Raw genomic sequence first — 22,731 nt, forward strand, 5'->3', positions numbered from 1 at the left:
ATACGGCAGTTTGAAATATATGGCTTTCCCTGTCCTCTTGTGATATGATGTACTGCTCACATCACTTTTAGGAGGTAACTGAAATTGGAAGACAACTTTCAAAGTGCCTATCAAGAGGAAGAAGACAGGCTGAACCACGCGCTTATAGAGATTGACTCTACCCTTGAGCGGTTGCGCAGCACTCCGGTGTACACGGGACATGAGTATACGGAGCAAGTGCTGGAGGACTCCAGGGAACAGAAGCGCAAAGATCTTGCCAAGCTTAGGCAGGAGCCTTATTTCGGACGGCTTGATTTTCAGGGCAATGACGAGGAAGAACGCAAGGCACTTTATATTGGTAAAATCGGCGTAGACCGTGAGCAGGTAAGCGACCGTCCGCTGGTCATTGACTGGCGGGCACCGGTGGCAAGCCTGTTCTATTCGTTTACAGGAGGGACAGAAGCGGCCTCCTATGAAGCACCGGAAGGGCTGATTGAAGGGCTCGTCTACCTCAAACGCAACGTGGTCATCCGCAAGCAGATTCTGGAGCGGGTTGCGGATACGTATAACCGCGACAGTGATGCACCGGCGGTGTCGGATGAATTCCTGGTGTACCGGCTCGGTGAGAACAAGGACAACCGGCTGCGTGATATCGTCTCGACGATCCAGGAGGAGCAGGACAAGATTATCCGGGCAGCGAAGAACACGGCGCTGATTATTCAAGGGGTAGCGGGAAGCGGTAAAACTACCGTCGCGCTGCACCGGCTGGCTTTTTTATTGTACCAATACAAGGATCAGGTCTCGGCGGAGAAAATGATTATTTTCGCTCCGAACCGGATGTTCCTGGATTATATTTCAGATGTGCTGCCGGAGCTCGGTGTCGGCAATATTGCCCAGAGCACCTTCCCGGACTGGGCTGCGGATGTTCTGGGTGTGACCTTGCCGGAGCAGGATGCTTCGGAAGCGGTGAGCCGCTGGTTCGAAACAGCGGGGGCGATGCCTGTTATTACGGAAGAGACTCCGGGGCGCTTCAAAGGCTCCACGGTGCTGATGAGTGTCATTGAATCCAGCATTAAGCTGCTGGAGACCAGCGCCGTGCCTGAAGGGGATTTCAGCCCGTGGGACGGGGCTGTGCTGCGCCGCTCGATGATTCTGCGCTGGCATAATGAAGAATACGCTCCGTATCCGCCAGCCAAACGCAAGGAACGTGTGATGGCGCGGATTCACCGCTGGATCGAGATGGAGCTGAAGAAGAGCCCGTCGGCCGCTGCGCTGAAGGACCGCAAGAAAAAAGGCGCGGCCCGCGAGAAGGCGTACAGCGCCAAGTGGCCGAAATATGATCCGCTGGCTATCTACAAGCAGATATTCCGCGCGGCGAAGACTCCGGAGGACTGGCCGGCTGAGGCGCCGGAAGAAATTCCGCAGGCTGTACTGAAGGAAACGGTGAAAGAGCTGAAGAAAGGCATTTTGCGCGAAGAGGATCTTCCGCCGCTGCTCTATATCCATTATCTTTTGAACGGCAATGAGGGAACCGAACGCTTCGATCATATTGTTATTGACGAAGCGCAGGATTTCTCCCCGTTCCAGATTGCCGTACTGGATCTGTATGTGAAGGGCCATTCCTTCACCATTCTGGGTGACTTATCCCAGGGGATTCATGCCTACAAAGGGGTACATGAGTGGAATGAGATGCAGTCGCTGTTTGCCGGGGAGTATACAGCGTATCATGCGCTTACCCGCAGCTACCGTTCAACGATGGAGATTATTGAATTCGCCAACGGGATTCTGTCCGCCGGCGTCGGCAGCGCCCTGCTGGCCGTGCCGGTCTTCCGCAGCGGTAATCCTGTGCGGCTGATTTCCTATGAGGATGCGCAGCCGGAACCGGCTGCAGGCGGCAGCCAGCGGCTCAGCGCTGTCAGAAGCGCCCTGTCATCGCTCTCCGGGCGCGAATACCGCACTGTGGCTGTATTGACCCGTAGCCTACGGGAAGCCGCTGAGCTGTACGCTGAGCTTGCCGGACAGTTCGAGGATATTCATCTCATTGACGGCAGCATCACCGAATACCGCGGCGGCTTGTCCATACTGCCTGTATATTTGTCCAAGGGACTGGAGTTCGATGCCGTCATCCTGGCGGACGCGGATAGCGCGCATTATGGAGGGGCGGCCTGGGACGCCAAGCTGATGTATGTAGGCTGTACACGTGCCCTGCATGAGCTGTGGCTGCTGCATAATGGCGGGCTTCCGGCTTACGTGCAGCTGCTTGGAGACGAGACGGTCTCCGGCTGGCCGGTACCCGAAGGGAATTAAGGTTTACATTATCTTGGGTAAGGGCAGCCCCTGTTTTGGAATGGGATAGAGGGTTGCGCTTGGTGAGAACACTCGGCAAACGGAACGTTATTCCAGTCGATCCCTGGTCCAGATTTTTAAATTCCCTTAGCGGTGAAAATCCATACACAAGGCGACCGCTAACGCTTTTCCGCGGGTCGTCCTGTCCGATCCACTGTTTAAGCGGGAAACGTGTGCAATCTTAATAAACGCAAAAAAGAAACCTCTCTTTGGTGAAATGTGTTAGGGACTGCCCCCCGTTCGTGAGACAGGGATCAAAACACCCTGCAAGTTCAAGCAGCCAGTCGCCGGAAATCCACCGGTGACTGGTTATTTAGTTTCGCCTGAATCCGAATTGAGTTATAGTAAGTGATGTAGTCTCGAACGGTCTGTTCAACGATTGCCGTCGTTGTACACATGAGATCTTCGAGGTAGAACGTTTCAGACTTTAGGGTGGAATGAAACGATTCGATGGGGGCATTATCGGCGGGCGTTCCCTTGCGGGACATGCTCATGGTAATGCCTTTTCCTTTGACTGCAGTCTGGTACATCTGAGACGTATATACACTGCCCTGGTCGCTATGAAGCAGCATATTTGCCCGTTTTGGAAGTTGATTCAGTGTATGCAACACTAAAGATGTGTCTTGCTTGTCCGCTATACTGTAAGCTACAATCTCCCCATTGTATAGGTCCAGAATGCTCGAGAGATACAACATCTTCCCTCCAAACGGTAAATAGGTAATGTCCGTGACGAGCTTTTGCAGATGCCCCTCTGCATGAAATTGCCGCTTCAGCAGATTTTCTGCTGGATGTGCTGGCTGCCCCGGGGCCTTACGTTTCTTCCTCCTTACACGGCATTGTAGCCCTTCACGCTGCATAATCTGTTGAACTCGTTTGTGGTTTATGGGTTCTTCTGCCCGAAGGAGTGCGGTGATTTTCCGGTACCCATATCGGAATTTATGCTGTACGCAAAGCTGCCTTATCTTCTCCGCTATAGACTCTGAAGGCTCGGTTTCTACTGCGGCTTTCCAGCGGTAGTATGTGGCTCTTGCAATCCCAAGCCATGCGCAAGCCTCTTTCACCGTTACTTCTTCTCGAATGGACTCGATCCAGGTAATAACGACTTGCGGTTCCACCTCCTTTCCAGTTCCCTGTACTTTTTTAGCACGTCTAGTTGCTGCTTTAAGAAACGATTCTCCGCCTTTACTCTTTCCAGCTCCGTAGAGTGTTCTGGACCTTTTCCGTAGCTGTACTGTTTGCCCACGGGCTGCTCCAGACGATGCACTTCGCCTTTTCGATACCACCTCATCCATGTCTTTAACTGTGTGTTATTCCGTATCCCTAGCTCCTCCATAACCTCTCTGACCGGAACTCCTGCCAACCTCATCTCAATGGCTTTCATTTTGATTTCTACCGGGTAACTCACTCTCGTTGCCAACGCAAAAACACCTCCAAGATTATCTCCCTATCTTACGACAGGGTTTCATTTTCTTGTAGGTGTTTTGATTTGTCTCACGTTATGGGGTCAGTCCCTTAAGATCAACCATTTCAAAGGAGAGGTTTTTTTGTACATATATAAGGATTTATTTGTTTCACTCCATCAATTATTCGGAAGCCGCCGGGAGTCGGCACACGGTAAGATCAAAGGGATCAATCCTTCTGATTTTGCCGAGTGTGGCTGAAGGAGAGTAATGAAGAGCATTAATGCCCCTGAATTTACTGGACGGGTGCCGAATGAGCAAACGAGGGGCATAAGTGCCCCTGAATTCACTGGACGGGTGCCAAATGAGCAAATGAGGAGCATAAGTGCCCCTGAATTCACTGGACGGGTGCCAAATGAGCAAATGAGGAGCATAAGTGCCCCTGAATTCACTGGAAGCGGGCCAAATGAGCAAATGGGGGGCATAAGTGCCCCTGAAATCACTGGATGCGGGCAAAATGAGCAAATGAGGGGCATAAGTGCCCCTGAATTCACTGGACTGGTGCCAAATGAGCAAATGAGGAGCATTAGTGCCCCTGAATTCATTGGAAGCAGGCCAAATGAGCAAATGGGGGGCATAAGTGCCCCAGAAATCACTGGATGCGGGCAAAATGAGCAAATGAGGGGCATAAGTGCCCCAGAAATCACTGGATGCGGGCAAAATGAGCAAATGAGGGGCATAAGTGCCCCTGAATTCATTGGAAGCAGGCCAAATGAGCAAACGAGGGGCATTAGTGCCCCTGAATTCACTGGACGGGTGCCGAATGAGCAAATGAGGGGCATAAGTGCCCCTCATTACGCCGTATGCCCTTAAGCCTTGCCCTTCGGCTCGAAGTGAAACCGTTCCACCTGTCCCTGCATATCCGATGCCATGGCGGAGAGCGCAGCGGAAGATGAAGTGATCTCCTCCATGGAAGCAAGCTGCTCTTCCGTCGCTGCTGTGACACTTTGGAAGGATTCGAGCGCCGCCTGGGCGATCTTGGCCATCTCCTGAACAGACGCTGCTACTTCTGCGCTGCTGGCTGACATTTGCTCGGTGATCGCGGATACTTCATGAATTTGCTCGCCTACATGCCGGGTGGACTGCTCGATCTGGCGGAAGGCCTCGCTGGCTTCCTGTGTAAGCTCCATTCCTTGCTCCACATCCCCAACCACTTTATACCGCATCACATCATAGGCACTGGCAATCAGGTCCACCATCTCAGAGATCGTCTCCTGGATTTGTCCTGCACTGACATTGGAAGCTTCGGACAGCTTGCGCACTTCACCGGCGACTACAGCGAAGCCTCTGCCGTGTTCTCCGGCCCGTGCAGCTTCAATGCCCGCATTCAGCGACAAGAGATTGGTCTGCTTGGCAATGGCAGAGATGGCCGTGCTGGTCTCCGCCACCTTGGCACTTAATCCGTTAAGCTCAGCAATCAGCGTACCGGACTGGTGTACGGATTCGCGGATCGTCTTCATCTGTTCTCCGACATGCTGCATCTTGGCACTGCCGGTGGAGACATCCTGTTCCGTCTGTACTGCGGCGCTGACAATCATCTCTGAGGCGGAGGCGATTTTTTGAATGCCGGTTGACATTTCATCCATCGTTATGGCCACCTCGGCGGAAGCATAAGCCTGGGTTTCCACACCACGGGTGGATTCCTCGACCAGCTCGGTCACGTATTCGACCGCTTTGCTGTTCTCGCCGGTGCTGGCTGTCAGCTGTTCACTGGCTGCCGCCAGGTGGCCAGACGTTTCAGCGACCTCCTGAACCATTTTGCGGAGCGAAGACACCATTTCATTATAATTGCCGGCCAGCTGACCGATCTCATCTTTGCGGTTTGTCTCCACAGACTCATCCAGATAACCTTCGCTTACCCGTTTGGCTGAACGGTTCAAGCGTTCCACAGCGCCGGTAATGCGGCGGATGATAAGGAACGTTACGATCGAAGCAAGCAGCAGAGAGACGACAAGGACGATACCTGATTTGTACAGAATCGGATATACAGCCTTGGTGTATTCATTCTCCGGCAGCACGCCGGCCATTTTGAATCCGGTCAGCTCGTTCGTAATGTAGAAGCCGTCCATTTGTGTATTGGCTGTATCGTCCTTGTAGGAGATTTTGCCTGCTGGGCCTTTGCCCATTTCAGCCAGCATCTGGCTTGTTGCTTCAGAGGCCACCTCCATGGTGGGGTGATAGATTACCTTGTTATTGCCGTCTAGAATATATACATAGCCGCTGTCACCCAGACTGACGTTCTTGGTCAGCTCCATGAGCTCGTTCATGCTGATGCTGATTGTAACGGCCCCCTTACCGTCCGGCAAAGCCCGGGAAACCGGCAGGATATAGCTGTTTGTCACTTTGGAGAAAATAGGGTCAATAACCGATGTGCTCTCCGGTGTCTTTAGTGCATCTATGTACCAGTCGCGCGTACGGGGATCATAATCCTCCGGTTGTGAATCCGGAGCGAACATGTATTTACCCTGGTCGTTGCCCAGAGCTATGATATCCACTTCCGGATGCTCCAGCTTGAATTTGTCGAGCAGACTGCGTGCTTTTGCAGGGTTGCCCGTGAGATCAGTGCTGCTAATCTGGTAGGCGAGCTCGTTGACGCCTGCGCTCTCCAGCTGAATTAATTGCGTGAGGGTTTTATCGAGAATATGGATGCTTGAGTTTGTGGTTTCTTCCATTTTGGAGCGCAATGCCGACTCTGAGGTTTCCGTGGATATGACAACCAGGGCAAGTGAGGGCAGCACAATAGCTATGATGATTAGCAGCATCAATTCAGTTCTCAGCTTGGTGATGTGAAATACACGCTTTAAGGGATTCCGTGGGGTTGTCATAGAAGGTTCCTCCTGAATTTCTGAATGGATGGGGTTAAATTAAGTTCCATATCTCGAAGTAAATAGATAATTTAATATATATTTCGACATTAATCGACTAAAAATTAGTTTTTCGTCAAAATTTTTTTGACTGAAATTAACGCTATGCCTTCCTCCTGAAAGTTATGATTAACGTGAGCTCAAGGTGGAGAACGATTATAACTATTCTTGAACTTGTAACCTGCGGATACCTGTGGCTTAATAATAAGTGTCCGGCCGGGCAAGATTACTTCTGGAAGGAGGCTGATGGCAATGTTTTCAGAATACGAGGTGGTTTCCGTCTAAGACGGAAGCCTGTTTAAGGGGAGGCCGCGAGGCCTCCTTATGTATAGATAGCGGCTATATATTTCAGGCTTAGCTAAAATATATAGAAGTACACTGACAAACCACTGATAGGGTACTGATAAACAATGAATGTAGACGCTAACCGCAGGGTTTAATATAATGAATTTAGGTTATTTACCAAATTTGAGGAGAAGAAAGGAGGCAGGTGGCATGATTATCAAGAACAGCGCAGTGATCGGACTTAACGGAACACACCTGTTGAAGGAGGAACCAGAACGTGAGTTACGTAAATGGAAAGGATGTGCTCCCCCCGGGATTGCTCGAAGAGCTACAGGGCTACATCCAGGGTGAATTGCTATACATCCCGAAGAAGACGGAAGAGCGGGTACGATGGGGCGAGAACAGCGGCTCCCGGCAAGAAATTGCGAACCGCAATGAAGAGATCTTCTGTAGTCACAGCAGTGGCTGCTCGGTGAACGAGCTGCAGAAGAGATATCATTTATCCGAAGAAAGCATCCGCAAAATCATTTCAAAAATGCGGCTGGCGCTGAACAGCTAGCCTGAATATTTGAAACAACCCCACAACATATAAGTTCTAAGAATAGAACAAAGAGCATGCTCCCGCCGGTGATGGCGAGGTCATGCTCTTTTTAATGAAAGCTGCGGGTATGGTATGATAGAAGGCAGCCAGTTATTTCTATCGAAGAAATAGCAAAATACCAGATTACTAGCAAGGAAGTGGAGTTATGGATTTATTCTCGCTGGGTGAAGATAACGGGAATGGGAGCGGAAGGCTGCTTGCAGACCGGATGCGGCCCGTGAATCTCGATGAATATATTGGACAGGAGCATATTGTAGGCCGCGGCAAGCTGCTGCGCAGAGCCATAGAGGCTGACCAGGTGTCTTCCATCTTGCTGTATGGGCCTCCGGGCTGCGGCAAAACAACCTTGGCTCATATCATATCGCATCATACCCAAGGTGAATTTGTCCGGCTGAACGCGGTGGAAGCCTCGGTGAAGGATGTCCGCGAGGTTATTGAACGCGCCCAGAGCAACAAGGCGCTGTATGGATCGAAGACGATTCTGTTTCTGGACGAGGTACACCGTTTCAACAGCTCCCGGCAGGATGCGCTGCTGCCGGCGGTGGAGAAGGGAACGATTACCTTCATAGGCGCAACGACGGAGAATCCGTTCCATTATGTGAACGGGGCGCTTATGAGCCGCTCCACGCTGTTCCAGCTGGAGTCTCTGACCAGCGAGCACAGCCTGATTGCCATGAAGCGGGCGCTCGCCGATGAGCAGCGGGGCCTGGGGTTCATGGATCTGAAGGCGGATGAGGACGCGCTGCAGCATATTGCCACGATGGCTAACGGCGATATCCGGCGCGCCTTGAACGCGCTGGAGCTGGCGGCGATGACCACTGCCCCGGAGAGCAACGGCAGCGTGCATATCACACTGGAGGTGGCGGAGGAGTCCATCCGCCGGCCGATTGTCAAAGCGGACGAGTCTACGCAGTATGATGTGGTGTCCGCTTTTCACAAAAGCATCCGCGGCTCCAGCGACGCTGCCCTGTTCTGGTTCCTCTACGCCGTGGAGAAGCTCGGCATGGACCCGATGACCTTCATCCGCCGTCTGATCGCCGCGAGCAGCGAGGATATTGGCCTGGCTAACCCGCAGGCGATGGTCCAGGCTGTCAGTGCGCTGGATGCCTACCGCAACAACGGCTGGCCGGAGGCGAAGCTGAATATTGCGCAGGCGATCCTGTTTGCGGTGGAGAGCCCGAAATCAAACGGCGTGGTGATGGCAATCGCGAACGTCATGGATAGCCTGGAGGATCTGAAGTCGGCTGAGGTGCCGCTGCATTTGCGGGATACACATTATAAAGGCGCAGCCCAGCTGGGGCATGAGGGATACCAGTATCCCCATAATTTCCCTGGTCACTATGTGAAGCAGGACTATCTTCCGAAGGCGATCTCCCGGAGGGTGTTCTATCAGGCGACCGAGCAGGGCAACGAGGCGAAGATCCGCCATAACCAGCAGCTGCGGCGCGGGCAATAGTGCCTCACTCAGATGCATGGGAAGACCAATAAATGAAGAGAAGTAAAGGGAGACCACTGCATTGCACTCCATGGCGGTGGTCTTTTATTTGCGTATCCGCTTGTGCATCTGAAATACATTAGCGTATTTTTCGGATGAGGGCACGGTAAATATGATAAAAATGGAAATTATTTGACAAAATGAGTTTGTTTTCGGTGAAATTAATTGTAAATATATAGAATTAAATTACTATATGTGGTATATGTGTAGATAGGAAGATTATTTCCTTAATTTGTAAGTGGGGGTGGGGATGGAACGTACTGAATAGAATGTCTTATGAAATGTCTTCAATGGACGCTGGGGAGGTATCTGCGCGTGAGTCACCCGATCGGGCTGAAATGTAAAAATCGAAGGGAGATGAGTTAAGGTGAAGCAAACGAGACGGAAGACAGGCTGTATCGCAGCACTGAGCTTAATGCTAACCTGCACTGTTGCTTCAGGGACTGTTATTCATCCGCAAGTCAGCAAAGCCGCAACCGCCGGGATTAATTATGCAGAGGCACTGCAGAAATCTATTTATTTCTATGAGACCCAGCGGTCGGGTGATCTGCCGGCGAACAATCGTGTGGAATGGCGGGGAGATTCGGGGCTGCAGGACGGTGCGGATGTCGGCCACGATCTGACGGGAGGCTGGTATGACGCAGGGGATCATGTTAAATTCGGTTTTCCTATGGCGTACACCTCCACTATGCTGGCATGGTCGGTCTATGAATACAAGGATGGCTACGTGCAATCGGGGCAGCTGGATGAGATTCTGGACAATATCCGCTGGGCAACAGACTATTTTGTGAAAGCGCATACCGCTCCTAATGAGCTATGGGGACAGGTCGGCAACGGCACGGCGGATCATAACTGGTGGGGACCGGCGGAGGTCATGCAGATGGCACGTCCTTCCTATAAGATTGATGCCGCGCATCCAGGCTCTGATCTGGCTGCGGAGACCGCTGCCGCACTTGCCTCAGCTTCCATTATTTTTAGGGATTCGGATGCCGCATATGCGGACAAGCTGCTGCTCCATGCCAAGCAATTATACAATTTTGCCGATACGTACCGCGGAGCTTACTCCGATACAATCACTGACGCCAAGCAGTATTACAATTCGTGGAGCAGCTACGCCGATGAATTAAGCTGGGGCGGTATCTGGCTATACTTAGCGACCGACGAGCAGACCTATCTGGACAAGGCGATTGCCGCAAGTGATCTGTGGGGCACCAACCAAGCCGGAGACTGGGGTTACCAATGGACCCAATCCTGGGATGACAAGCATTACGGTGCGCAGCTCCTGCTGTCCCGCATTACGGGTGATCCCAAATTCATTCAATCCACTGAACGGAATATGCAGTTTTGGACTACCGGGGTGAACGGTACCTCTGACCGGGTAGCTTACACTCCCGGGGGGCTGGCCCATCTGGACCAATGGGGGGCGCTGCGGTATGCGGCCAACCAGGCATTTATGGCTTTTGTCTATGCGGACTGGGTTACTGACCCGGTGAAGAAGAGCACAGCCCAGACCTTTGCGGAGCGGCAGATTACCTATATGCTGGGTGATAATCCGCGCAATAGCAGCTATGTGATCGGCTTCGGCGCAAATTCGCCTGAGCATCCTCATCACCGCACCTCGCACGGCTCCTGGAGTGACAGCCAGACCACTCCTGCGAACCACCGGCATGTGCTGTACGGCGCACTGGTCGGAGGACCTTCCAAGACAGACAGCTACACCGATACGATCAGCGATTATGTCTCCAATGAGGTTGCGACTGATTACAATTCAGCCTTTACCGGCGCGTTGGCCAAAATGATGCTGCTCCACGGACAGGGCCAGCAGCCGCTTGCGAGCTTCCCTCCCGCCGAAACGCGTGAGGATGAAATGTTCACTGAGACTTCTGTGAACGCCAGCGGCAGCAATTTTGTGGAAATCCGGGCCATACTTAATAACCGCTCGGGATGGCCTGCCCGCTCCAGCAGTCAAATGTCCTTCAACTACTATATGGACATAAGTGAGGCTGTGGCTGCAGGGTATGGGCCAGCAGATATCACCGTCAAGGCGGGAGGCTACAACCAGGGTGCAACCGTCTCGCAGCTGCTGCCTTACGATGAAGCCAATCATATCTATTACACCAAAGTAGATTTCTCCGGCACACCGATTTATCCAGGCGGACAATCCGCTTACCGCAAGGAGGTCCAGTTCCGGATTGCCGGGCCGCTGAACACCACCTTCTGGGATAACAGCAACGACTTCTCGTTCAAGGGAGTGGCACCAGGTGCTTCCTCGGCGACAAAGAATCCGTATATACCTGTATTTGATGCGGGTGTCAAAGTATACGGGGAGCTGCCCACTGGCGGCGGAACACCCGGCGAACCCCAGGTTCCGGGCCGTCCGTCCGGCTTGCAGGCGGTACCCGGCAATGCCAGCGTGGCCTTGAGCTGGAATGCGGTCAGCGGCGCCTCACAATATACGATTAAGCGCTCTCTGGTGAGCGGCGGACCGTACACGGTGATTGGCACGGCAAACGGAGCAGTCTACAGCGACAGCGGGCTGACGAACGGAGTGGACTACTATTACGTGGTGACCGCATCGAACAGTGTGGGGGAGAGTACGGCGTCTGCACAGGCCACGGCCCGGCCGCGCGAGGCCACCACGCCGACGACAGGAGCCTTGCGTGTGCAGTATCGCACCAATGACACAAGTCCTGGCGATTCGCAGGTCCGCAGCCAGTTCCGGATTGTCAATACAGGAACCGAGAGCATTGCGCTCAGCGGTCTGAAGCTGCGCTATTATTACACCGTGGACGGGGACAAGCCGCAGGAATTCCACTGTGACTATGCTGCCATCGGCAGCGGGAACCTGAGCGGAAGCTTTGTGAAGCTGGACGCGCCGGTGTCCCTGGCTGATTCTTATGTTGAGATTTCCTTTGCCGCAGGAGCAGGAAGCCTGGCTCCGGGGGCGGATAGCGGGGAGATCCAGGTGCGGTTCAACAAGGCAGACTGGACGGCCTACAATGAGAGCAACGACTATTCCTATGGAGGAACCCAGCAGACCTTCGCGGATTGGGAGAAAGTTACACTTTACCGTGCAGGAACGCTCGTATGGGGCTTGGAACCCTAAATCATTCCAGAGAGGAAGTATGCGGAAATGATGAAGTTAAGTTCATTCAAGAAACCGGCCTCCATAGTTATGACGGCCATTCTGACCCTTTCCCTCACCAGCGGGATCTTCAATTTCAACCCGGGGACAGCCAAGGCGGCATCGGTGGAGAAGACAAGATTTCTGCAATTATATGACCAGCTGAAAAACCCGGCAAGCGGCTATTTCTCGGCTGAAGGTATCCCGTATCACGCGGTGGAGACCCTGCTTAGCGAGGCGCCCAACTATGGGCATATGACCACCTCCGAGGCCTACAGCTACTGGATGTGGCTTGAAGTGCTGTATGGCTATAATACCGGAGACTGGAGCAAGCTTGAAGCCGCCTGGGATAATATGGAGAAATACATCATCCCGGTTAATGAAGGCGACGGTGTGCAGGAGCAGCCGACAATGAGCAGCTACAACCCGAACAGTCCGGCAACCTACGCCTCGGAGCATGCCCAGCCGGATCTGTATCCAAGTGCGCTGAACGGCAAGTACACCCCGGGCAAGGACCCGCTGGATGCGGAGCTGAAGTCCACCTACGGCAATAACCAGACCTATCTGATGCACTGGCTGGTGGATGTGGACAACTGGTATGGCTTCGGTAATCTGCTGAATCCTGCGCATACCGCTGCCTATGTGAATACCTTCCAGCGCGGAGTGCAGGAATCCGTCTGGGAAGCGGTGGCGCATCCTTCACAGGATGACAAATCGTTCGGCAAGACGAATGAAGGCTTCATGAGCCTGTTCACCAAGGAAAATAGTACACCTTCCGCCCAGTGGCGTTATACGAATGCTACAGACGCGGATGCACGCGCTGTTCAAGCGATGTACTGGGCCAAGGACCTTGGATACACCAATACGGTCTATCTGAACAAAGCTAAGAAAATGGGCGACTTCCTGCGTTACGGCATGTACGATAAGTACTTCCAGAAGGTCGGCAGTGCTGCTGACGGCACACCTGAAGCGGGAACGGGCAAGGATTCCAGCCAGTATTTGCTGGCCTGGTATACGGCTTGGGGCGGCGGCCTGGGAACCGGAGGAGACTGGGCCTGGAGAATCGGCGCCAGCCATGCGCACCAGGGGTATCAGAATGTAGTTGCAGCCTATGCGCTGTCGACCGCAGCCGGAGGGCTGATTCCGTCTTCGGCAACAGCCGGAACGGACTGGGGCAAATCGCTGACCCGCCAGCTGGAATTCTACAACTGGCTGCAATCCTCTGAAGGGGCCATTGCGGGCGGAGCGACCAATAGCTATGGCGGCTCCTACAGCGCTTATCCAGCCGGCACAAGCACCTTCTACGGCATGGCCTACGACGAGGCTCCTGTCTATCATGACCCGCCATCCAACAACTGGTTCGGGATGCAGTCCTGGAGCATGGAACGGGTAGCAGAGCTGTATTATATCCTGGCTTCCAGCGGGGATACCACCTCGGCTAATTTCTCAATGGCCAAACGGGCCATTGAGAACTGGATTGACTGGTCTACAGATTATGCCTTCGTGGGCAGCCGTCCGGTATCCGATGCCGCCGGTTATTATCTGGATCAGCAGGGAAACCGGATTCTGGGCGGAGATGATCCGCAGGTTGCCACCGTATCCGCACCCGGCGAGTTCTGGATTCCGGGCAATGTGGAGTGGCACGGACAACCCGATACCTGGAGCGGATTCAGCTCGTTTAACGGCAACAGCGGCCTGAAGGCAGTGACCAAAGATCCGGGACAGGATAGCGGCGTGCTGGGCAGTTACATTAAAGCGCTCACTTTCTTTGCCGCAGGGAATAAAGCGGAGCATGGCAGCAATACTGCGCTCGGCGGAACCGCTTCACAATTAGCCAAGTCCTTGCTGGATACGGCCTGGGGCTATAATGACGGAGTGGGCATTACCACACTGGAGAAGCGTGCAGATTATTTCCGGTTCTTCACCAAAGAGGTCTATTTCCCTGCGGGTTGGACGGGGACCTTCGGCCAAGGAAACACTATACCGGGCAGTGCGACAGTACCTTCTGATCCGGCCAAAGGCGGAAACGGAGTTTATGCGAGCTATACCGATGTGCTTCCCGATATTACAAATGATCCCAAGTGGAGTTACCTGGAAGGCAAGTACAATAGCTCGTACAACAAAACAACCAAAACATGGGATAATGGCGCACCTGAGTTCACCTACCACCGCTTCTGGTCACAGGTGGACATCGCTACAGCCTATGCGGAATACGACCGGCTAATCAATAACGGCAGCGGTCCAATACCGACAGCTACACCGACTACAACGCCAACGGCCACGCCAACAGCAACGCCAACGGCCACACCGGCAGCAACGCCAACGGCTACACCGACAGCTACACCAACGGTCACGCCGACAGTTGCACCAACGGCCACACCAACATCTACGCCGACGCCAACGGCTACGCCGACGGTCACGCCAACGGCTACGCCTGCTGCAGCGGACCTGGTGGTTCAATACCGTACAACGGATACGAACGCCACCGATTCGCAGTTCCGCCCGCAGCTGCGGATTGTCAACAACGGGACGACAGCGGTAGATCTCAGCAAGGTCAAGCTCCGTTACTATTACACGATTGACGGAGAGAAACCTCAGCAGTTCAATGTCGATTATGCAACACTCGGCGGCAGCAATGTGCTCGGCAGCTTCGTGAAGCTCGATCCTGCGGCTACAGGAGCGGACTATTACGTGGAGATTGCCTTCAGTGCCGGCGCAGGCAGCCTGGCACCCGGCGCGAACACCGGTGAGATTCAGCTGCGCATCAACAAATCCGATTGGAGCAATTACAATGAGGCTGATGATTATTCCTATGATTCAACCAAAACGGCTTATACAGACTGGAACCGGGTACCGCTGTACTTGAATGGCGTAAGGGTATGGGGGGTTCAGCCGTAATAAGCTGAAATCCGGTAAAGTTAAGGTAATTCTGTCTGAGCATTATTCCGTACAATAACGAACTAAAAGAACCTTCAGCTCCACGATCCAGTGGTGTTGAAGGTTCTTCTGTATGCATTAGGGGCTCGTCTCCGGCAGGTGATGCAGTTACGCCTGCGGCAGCGGCACGACCTTCTCGGCAGCCTCAATGGTTCCGCCGCCGAGACATGTTTCACCAAGGTAGAACACCACAGCCTGTCCCGGCGTGATCGCCTTTTGCTGAACATCAAAAGCAACATGCACGGTTCCATCTGCCTGCTTCGTCAGCGTAACGCCCTGATCCGGCTGGCGGTAACGGAACTTGGCGGTACACTTCAGCGGCGTATCACCAAGTGTAGCTGCATCGATCCAGTTCACGCCTGAAGCCGTGAGGCTGGTGGAGTACAGGCTGACATGCTTCTCGCCCTGCACAACATACAGGGTATTGCTTGCCAGATCCTTCTCGGCCACGAACCAGGGTTCGCCTGTGCCGGAGCCCCCGATACCAAGGCCCTGACGCTGGCCCAGCGTGTAATACATGAGTCCGTCGTGACGGCCCTTAACTTCGCCGGTGGCGATATCGACCATATTGCCAGGCAGTGCAGGCAGGTATTGGCTTAGGAATTCACGGAAATTGCGTTCTCCGATGAAGCAGACGCCAGTGCTGTCTTTTTTCTTGGCGGTGTAGAGTCCGGCTTCCTCGGCAATTCTCCGCACCTCCGGCTTCGGCAGATGCCCGATCGGGAACATGGCCTTGGAGAGCTGATACTGGTTCAGTGCGTTGAGGAAATAAGTCTGGTCTTTGTTGTTGTCCACGCCGCGCAGCAGCTTGAACATGCCGTCCTCTTCTATGACCCGGGCGTAATGTCCGGTAGCCACGTAATCTGCGCCAAGCTGCAGCGCTTTGTTCAGGAATTCCCCGAACTTGATCTCGCGGTTGCACATCACATCCGGATTCGGTGTCCGGCCGGCCTTATATTCTTCGAGGAAATAGGAAAAGACTTTATCAAAGTATTCCTTCTCGAAATTAACGGTATAGTAAGGAATATCGATCTGCTCGCACACGCGGCGCACATCCTCGGCATCGGTCTCTGCCGTACATACGCCGAACTCGTCGGTATCATCCCAATTCTTCATGAAGATGCCGATGACGTCATAACCCTGCTGCTTCAGCAGAAGCGCTGTAACAGAGGAATCGACCCCACCCGACATACCGACGACGACACGGATATCCTGATTAGCTTTTGTCATCGTGATCACCATTTTCTATGCACAAAATACCGGCGTTCTGACTGAACACCCGGCTCATTGTGTATTATAACATACCTGTCTACCCCAAACAGGAGAAGGCTGTTATAAAATATAGCGAAAAACGGTTCAAAATTGACAATTTGTCCACCACTGGTGAACAAAATCGCGAATTATTCCCGTTGGGTGTTCCAAATGTGTCCAAAGATATGATAACATAAGCTGAGAGCAAACATCGGAATACGTTGATATGACATATCTCATGTCTAACCAGCGAAACAGGAACCACAGAACCAGCAACTAAACCGAAAGAGGTGCCCCTTTGAAAATATCAACCAAAGGACGTTACGGATTAACCATTATGATGGAGCTTGCCCTGAGATTTGGCGAAGGGCCAACATCACTTAAGAGCATTGCCGAGAAAAACGGACTCTCCGAGCATTACCTGGAGCAGCTGATCGCCCCGCTGCGTAATGCCGGACTTGTAAAAAGTATCCGCGGCGCATACGGCGGGTATATTCTGTCCCGCGAGACCAGCACCATTACTGCCGGAGACATTATCCGCGTACTCGAAGGCCCGATTTCTCCTGTGGACTTCACAGAAGAAGATGACCCGGCCAAGCGCGACCTGTGGCTGCGCATCCGCGACAGCATCGCCGATGTGCTGGATTCCACCACTTTATCCGACCTGATCAACTTCAAGGAAGAGAGTCAAGCGGATAATTATATGTTTTATATTTAACAGGGGCTTGCAACCTGTTGATTTCAAAGGGATTGTTGAAAAACTTAATCGCTCACTCAACTGGATAAAAGCTTCTGACAAGTCTTTTCAAGAAATTTGGAGAGACTTGTTTTTTATTGTTGGCGTGCCCAGAGGCACGCATTATCTAGTTGGTGAAAGTCCAACCAAAGGAGGGACCAAGCCACCTTTGTAGCTAGGATGCTTGCGCATGGCGAAATCTGTGTGTAAAAGCGCATCGACAAGAAGGTGGATGGGTTCATTCATTATCCGAGGTAAAGTATATTGCCAGACAATATGGACTAAAAACGCTATTGTAATCTGCATGCCCATGAATGACAGACATCGGAAAGCCGTATGAGGGAAAACCTCACGTACGGTTTGATGAGGAGGGGCTGGTTGAATCCAGCCCTTTACTCTAGTTTAGGAAATTATAGTTTTCGTCTGCTGTGGATAAGGTGATTTTGTTCTTTTTTCGAACATGCTTGACATGCGTTATCTCCCGCCCAGCAACCGATGAAGCCGCGCTGCCAGCTTTTGGCCTGCATTGGCTTCCATGAGTGTAAGGTCCCACAATACCGCATGGGTTCGGGGGTCGGCAGCATCGGTGATGACTGCAATGGTCAGCTCCTGTCTGCCTTCAAGCGGCACCTGAAAAGACAGCGGCGGATTCTCGCCCGGTGCGATATTCACATTCAGGGAGTAAAGCTCTTCTCCGTCGGCACTGATAATGACGCTGCTGCCGCCGTTGCTCTTAGCAAATATAGCATCGTCAGGGATGCCGAAATTCCCGGCAAGCTCCTTATACTGTCCGTCAAGGCGCAGTGAGAATTCGTGGCGTTCCGGATTATCCGGGCTATACAGGTTGATCGCCGGTTCGATCTGCTCCTGCGCTACCGTGAAACTGTTTAGCTTCTTTTCCCACCGTACTTCACCACGCTCAAGGGAAAGCCGGTCCATTGCCCTGATCTCTCCGCGGCCATGATCCAGATAATAATTGAGACCGCTCACGGCGGAGTAGACGATCAACGTCAAGACCGCGCCGGAGGACAGGAGCTTGAGTAAACCTCTTGGCGTTGTCCGATCGCGGCGGATCAGCCGCTGGGCGCCGTAGCCGACAGTCGCACCGAGCGTATTAATGACGATATCGTTGATATCGAACGCACCCAAATGCGTTACCATCTGAATCAGCTCAACCCCGGTAATGGCAGCTAAGAAGACTAAGAGGAACGGCAGGAAGCGGCAGCGAATCAGTAGCGGAACCACCAGGCCGAACGGTACGAACGCCAGATAGTTACCCAGATTGAAGACCCAAAGATTCGAATAACCCCCGCCCGGAAATTGCAACGGAATCCCGTCAAAGACCAGGCGATACCTTAAGTCCGTCTTTGGCAGAGCCGAAGAACGGTTGAAACCGGCAAACAAGAAAAATAGGGTGAGGCCCGTGTACAGGCCCAAGCCGATCCAGGCGGCAGACCTTTTTTTGCCTTGAAGCATGATGGTTGACCTCTCTTTATCACACAGTTTAGTGTCCCTTGCAGGATAACATAGTATAAGCGATCCTCGTCGGTCCAGCAAGGCGGGCAGCGGCCGTGCAGGTCAACATACTTGTAATTCATCCATTAGCCGAGACTGGAATAGCTGCCGTTGCAAACAGGGTTGACCCTCTCCGGCTTTTTTTTACCTCTAAATTCCCTTCCCGGTTCTACCGATTCCCCTTAGCTGCATATACTGTTCCAATAAGAACAAATGTTCTATTTTACCATTGCTTAAAAATCTCAATCCTGGTTATAATACAAACAAATGTTCTTATTCTACCGGAGGCGATCAGTCATGAAAATGAGCATCGGCCAAACGATTGAAATGATATACCTGGACAAAGCGGGCAAGATTACGCAGCGGAAGATTGAAGTGCACGGGATTCGTGACGGCCGCATACGGGCTACCTGTCTGAGCACCGGCCTGCCCCGTGTTTTCCTGACAGACAGCATCTTGTCCTGGCACCCGGTACGGGGGCAGAAGTATGCCTAAAGACCGGATCATTCTGCTCTCGGATTGCCAATCCTTCTATGCAAGTGTCGAAAAGGCTGCGCATCCCGAGTATAAAGATAAGCCTGTCGCAGTCGGCGATCCCACGCGGATGAACGGTATTGTCCTGGCTGCCTGCCCCATCGCCAAATCTCATGGTGTAACCACCGCTTCACGCGTGGGTGAGGCCATGACCAAATGCCGGGATCTCATAGTGATCCGCCCGCGGATGAGTACGTATATCAAGATCTCGCTGATGATTTCAGAAATCTACAAGGGGTATACCGACCAGGTTGAGGCCTTTAGCATTGATGAGCAGTTTTTGGATGTGACCGGTTCCTTGAGTGTTTTTGGAGGAGATCTGCCAGATATGATTCACTCCATCCAGCATCATGTCCTGTTGTCAACGGGGGTGTGGACCCGGGTGGGAGTCGGACCGACCAAAATTCTGGCCAAGATGGCTAACAACTTTGCCAAGAAGAAGGAAGGAGGGGTCTTCAGGCTCGATTACAGCAATATAGACACAGAGCTCTGGCCGCTGCCGGTGCATGAAATGTTTATGGTGGCTGGACGGATGACCAAGAATTTTTACCGTATGGGGATTACTACGATTGGAGATATTGCGCGGATGGAGCTGGGGGAATTCAAGCGGAGAATGCGCACAACCATGGGTAAGCAGAGCGATATTCAAGCGGAATATTATTGGCAGACGGCGCGCGGGATCGATCCCAGCCCGGTTGTTACCGGGATTCGGCACCAGATCAAGTCGGTTGGACACGGGAAGGCGCTGCGCTGGAACCTCTATACCCGGCTGCCGGAGATTGAAGTTGTGTTGCTGGAACTGGTGATCGAGGTGTGTCAGCGGGCGCGGAAATACCGGTATATGGGGTCGGTGGTGTCTATCGTGGTGGCAGAGACGGACGGTAACAAATCTAACTCCTACAGCAGACAAATGACACTGCCGGAGCCGTCGTCTTTAACGCATGAGGTGGCAGCGGCTGCCTACCGCTTATTTGTGGATCATTGGACGGGGATGCCGTTAAGCCGGTTAGCGATCTCTATCTCCCAGCTGACCGATGACAGTGTCATACAGCTCACCTTATTCGATGACCGCATCCGCACATTGAGCAGAGAACGGGCAGTGGATCAGATCAAAACCAGATACGGCAGCCGGGCGCTTATCCGCGCATCCTCGTTGCTGGAATCCGGGGTTGCACTGGAACGGGCGCAGCAGATTGGGGGCCATTATAAATGAGCAAATTAAACGGAAATGAGCGGTGGAAAACTAAGATGTTGATGAGTGAGCATGTGGATCAGTTTGAGGAGAAGCAGGAGGATACGGTCAGAAAAATGATCACTGTCGAGGAGCGGACGATGGTGCGTGACCTCATTTTGCTCCCCTACATAGATACTATGGTCAGCCGGAGCCTGAAGGAGATCGAGCTGTCCGGCAGCATCCTTAAGCGCGCCTTTGTGATAGCGGGGCAAGCGATACAGCGCCGGATCATGCAGGATACCTACCAGCTGCAAAAAGAGCTGAAGCAGCGCAATATCAAAGTGCTGCCCGACGAGCAGGAGGAGTTCCTGGTGTATCACAAAATCTTTTGCCGGGGATATCAGGAACGGTTCGGACTTACGCGTGATGTGATGCGCACTGAGATCAGCTTACGGCTGACCAAATATACAGCGGAGCTCGGGGCAGCACTGAAGGATCATCAGAAATTATAACAGCAGCTTAGCCGGTGCTGTGGTGCTCCAACGTTTTTAGGTCCCAAGGAGTCAGAACAGTCTTTTTGCCACTTCATTGCATGTTGAAACTCTTGTATACTGAAGCCCTGCCTCCTTCGAGTATAGTAATCTCATGTTATATTACAGGTCTCTAAGGAGGCCTTTTTTTCTTGCCCATTAATTTTGTCGTCAGACCCTTTGAAGGCATCGTGGGCAATCTGGAGCAGCGCTTCCATGAGAACAGTATTGGTTGTCACACTATTTTCGTCTGAGGTAATACTTTAAAATAATAATTCAAAAGAACCTCCGGTTGCCACTTTGTGATGGCAGACGGAGGTTTTTTTTAAAACCAAAAATATTGAACACAGGATAAAGAACTTGGAATATAAAGCGCTTTCTTAATGTTATATACTCAAGGCACGTTAAAAGAAAGGGGTTGCAAACATTGTCGAATTTGTTTTACAGGCCGGCAGGAGCCTGGGTGGGAGATCTCATTCCCTACTATAAAGACGGTACATTCCGTTTGTTCTATCTTCATGACTGGAGGGAGAATAGGAGTATTCATGGGGAGGGAACTTCCTGGTTTGAGCTCCGCACAAGCGATTTTGTACACTATGAAGAAATGGGCGAAATGCTGAAGCATGGAAGTGTGAGCGAGCAGGATCTCAACTGTTACACCGGCTCGATCATCGAAGCCCAGGGAGAATATCATCTGTTCTACACCGGCCTCAATCCGAATCCGGAATTCGTAGAGAACGGGGTGCCGCTCCAATGCGTCATGCACGCCGTGAGCACAGATATGGAGCAGTGGCGGAAAATCCCCGAGGATACCTTCTATTCCGACGGAATTCAATATGAAAGGCATGACTGGCGCGATCCCTTTGTATTCTGGAACGAAGAGGCGGGGGAGTACTGGATGCTTCTCGCCGCAAGGAACAAAGAAGGTCCTTCCCGGCGCCGGGGAAGCATCGGGCTCTGTGCTTCGAAGGATCTGAGGCAATGGGAAATCCGCGAACCGTTCTGGAATCCGAAAATGTACGTGACGCACGAATGCCCGGACTTATTTCAAATCGGGGAATGGTGGTATCTGGTTTACTCCACGTTCTCGGAGCGGTTTGTCACCCATTACCGCATGAGTAAATCTTTAAGCGGTCCTTGGACGGCACCGAGAAACGATGCGTTTGACGCCAGGGCGTTCTATGCCGCCAAAACATGGAGTGACGGGAACAAGCGATATGCTTTTGGCTGGGACCCCAGCAAGGAAAACGAGGATGACTACGGTGATTGGCAATGGGCGGGGAATTTGGTCGTGCACGAACTTGTTCAGGAACAGGATGGAACATTAACGGTTCGTATCCCGGAGACAGTCTCCCATCATTTTTCAAATGAACAGGCTGCCGTGTGGGGCTCCCGGCTTGGGGATTGGAAGGAGTCAGAGGGAGGCATAGCGGCGGTGGCTGACGAGACCTTCTCTTGCGTATCTGCGGGTTCCATGCCGGAAATCTGCAAAATTTCGGCCCGGTTATCCTTCTCCGAAGGAACCAGAAGCTGCGGTATTATGCTTCGTGTTAGCGAGGACAACGACGATGCCTATTATGTTCGCCTTGAACCCATTCATAACCGCCTGGTGTTCGATATGTGGCCTCGCCGGATAGAGGGTGAGATGCAGTGGCATATCAAAGGAGACCACCCGCATGCGGTAGAGCTGGAAGTACCCATAGAGTTGCATGCCGATACGGATTATAATATCGAGATCGTTGTGGAGAATTCGGTTTGCGTCGTATACTTGGCCGACCAGGTCGCCTTGACTACACGTTTGTATAATTTAAAAACCGGCAACTGGGGCTGTTTTGTTCAGGAAGGCCGGGCGAATTTTGAACAGGCATCCATTTCGGTTCCCAACTAACAGGAGGTCTTA

Annotated in this window: 14 protein-coding genes; 10 read left to right on the forward strand and 4 right to left on the reverse strand. The window is 52.6% G+C overall.

The window, feature by feature from the left end; translation table 11 throughout:
- The first annotated feature begins 84 nt into the window (after positions 1 to 84).
- A complete protein-coding gene (locus MKZ24_RS12360; RefSeq protein WP_340783341.1) occupies positions 85 to 2,286 on the forward strand; it encodes a HelD family protein in 2,202 nt (733 codons plus the stop codon).
- A 311-nt stretch (positions 2,287 to 2,597) separates the two neighbouring features.
- Here the strand turns inward: MKZ24_RS12360 and MKZ24_RS12365 are convergent.
- Together MKZ24_RS12365 and MKZ24_RS12370 are read right to left on the reverse strand one after the other, a co-directional pair.
- A protein-coding gene (locus MKZ24_RS12365; RefSeq protein ID WP_156123389.1) for an IS3 family transposase occupies positions 2,598 to 3,742 on the reverse strand; the annotation gives its coding sequence in 2 pieces (ribosomal slippage) (positions 2,598 to 3,469 and positions 3,469 to 3,742; 1,146 coding nt in all).
- Between the two features lie 852 nt (positions 3,743 to 4,594).
- Positions 4,595 to 6,610, reverse strand: a complete 2,016-nt coding sequence (locus MKZ24_RS12370) for a methyl-accepting chemotaxis protein (RefSeq protein ID WP_340783343.1) — start codon at positions 6,608 to 6,610, stop codon at positions 4,595 to 4,597.
- Positions 6,611 to 7,211: 601 nt separating this feature from the next.
- Between MKZ24_RS12370 and MKZ24_RS12375 the strand changes: the two genes are divergently transcribed.
- From MKZ24_RS12375 to MKZ24_RS12390, 4 genes are all read left to right on the forward strand, one after another.
- Positions 7,212 to 7,493, forward strand: coding sequence for a CD3324 family protein (locus MKZ24_RS12375; protein WP_039294537.1), 282 nt, complete (start codon positions 7,212 to 7,214; stop codon positions 7,491 to 7,493).
- 187 nt (positions 7,494 to 7,680) lie between these two features.
- Entirely contained in the window at positions 7,681 to 8,991 is a 1,311-nt protein-coding gene (locus MKZ24_RS12380) for a replication-associated recombination protein A (RefSeq protein ID WP_042238687.1), read from the forward strand.
- Positions 8,992 to 9,445: 454 nt separating this feature from the next.
- Positions 9,446 to 12,136 (forward strand): glycoside hydrolase family 9 protein, encoded by a 2,691-nt coding sequence (locus MKZ24_RS12385; protein WP_340790150.1) that lies wholly within the window; start codon positions 9,446 to 9,448, stop codon positions 12,134 to 12,136.
- 30 nt (positions 12,137 to 12,166) lie between these two features.
- Entirely contained in the window at positions 12,167 to 15,052 is a 2,886-nt protein-coding gene (locus MKZ24_RS12390; protein ID WP_340790152.1) for a glycoside hydrolase family 48 protein, read from the forward strand.
- 147 nt (positions 15,053 to 15,199) lie between these two features.
- Here MKZ24_RS12390 and mnmA read toward each other — a convergent pair whose 3' ends face one another.
- Positions 15,200 to 16,321, reverse strand: coding sequence for a tRNA 2-thiouridine(34) synthase MnmA (gene mnmA, locus MKZ24_RS12395; protein WP_042238684.1), 1,122 nt, complete (start codon positions 16,319 to 16,321; stop codon positions 15,200 to 15,202).
- A gap of 319 nt (positions 16,322 to 16,640) precedes the next feature.
- Between mnmA and cymR the strand changes: the two genes are divergently transcribed.
- A complete protein-coding gene (gene cymR, locus MKZ24_RS12400) occupies positions 16,641 to 17,060 on the forward strand; it encodes a cysteine metabolism transcriptional regulator CymR (protein ID WP_042238682.1) in 420 nt (139 codons plus the stop codon).
- 492 nt (positions 17,061 to 17,552) lie between these two features.
- On the opposite strand, the gene MKZ24_RS12405 is transcribed toward cymR, so the two are convergent.
- Positions 17,553 to 18,554 carry a VanZ family protein gene (locus MKZ24_RS12405; RefSeq protein WP_340783352.1) on the reverse strand — a complete coding sequence of 334 codons (1,002 nt, stop codon included), beginning with the start codon at positions 18,552 to 18,554 and terminating at the stop codon, positions 17,553 to 17,555.
- A gap of 336 nt (positions 18,555 to 18,890) precedes the next feature.
- Here MKZ24_RS12405 and MKZ24_RS12410 point away from each other — a divergent pair, with 336 nt between their 5' ends.
- The 4 genes from MKZ24_RS12410 (at position 18,891) to MKZ24_RS12425 (ending at position 22,719) form a co-directional block, all read left to right on the forward strand.
- A complete protein-coding gene (locus tag MKZ24_RS12410; protein WP_081956645.1) occupies positions 18,891 to 19,088 on the forward strand; it encodes a hypothetical protein in 198 nt (65 codons plus the stop codon).
- On the forward strand, positions 19,081 to 20,340 hold the full coding sequence (locus MKZ24_RS12415; RefSeq protein WP_340783356.1) for a DNA polymerase IV: 1,260 nt from the start codon (positions 19,081 to 19,083) through the stop codon (positions 20,338 to 20,340). The genes MKZ24_RS12410 and MKZ24_RS12415 overlap by 8 nt, the downstream gene beginning before the upstream one ends.
- Positions 20,337 to 20,813, forward strand: a complete 477-nt coding sequence (locus tag MKZ24_RS12420; RefSeq protein ID WP_340783357.1) for a hypothetical protein — start codon at positions 20,337 to 20,339, stop codon at positions 20,811 to 20,813. Before MKZ24_RS12415 ends, MKZ24_RS12420 begins: the two co-directional genes overlap by 4 nt.
- Positions 20,814 to 21,258: 445 nt before the next feature.
- Positions 21,259 to 22,719: a glycoside hydrolase family 32 protein gene (locus tag MKZ24_RS12425; RefSeq protein ID WP_340783361.1), complete on the forward strand. Its 1,461-nt coding sequence runs from the start codon at positions 21,259 to 21,261 to the stop codon at positions 22,717 to 22,719.
- Positions 22,720 to 22,731 lie beyond the last annotated feature (12 nt).

Origin of the sequence: Paenibacillus sp. FSL R7-0297, assembly GCF_038009025.1 — a bacterium.
Taxonomy (GTDB): domain Bacteria; phylum Bacillota; class Bacilli; order Paenibacillales; family Paenibacillaceae; genus Paenibacillus_AQ.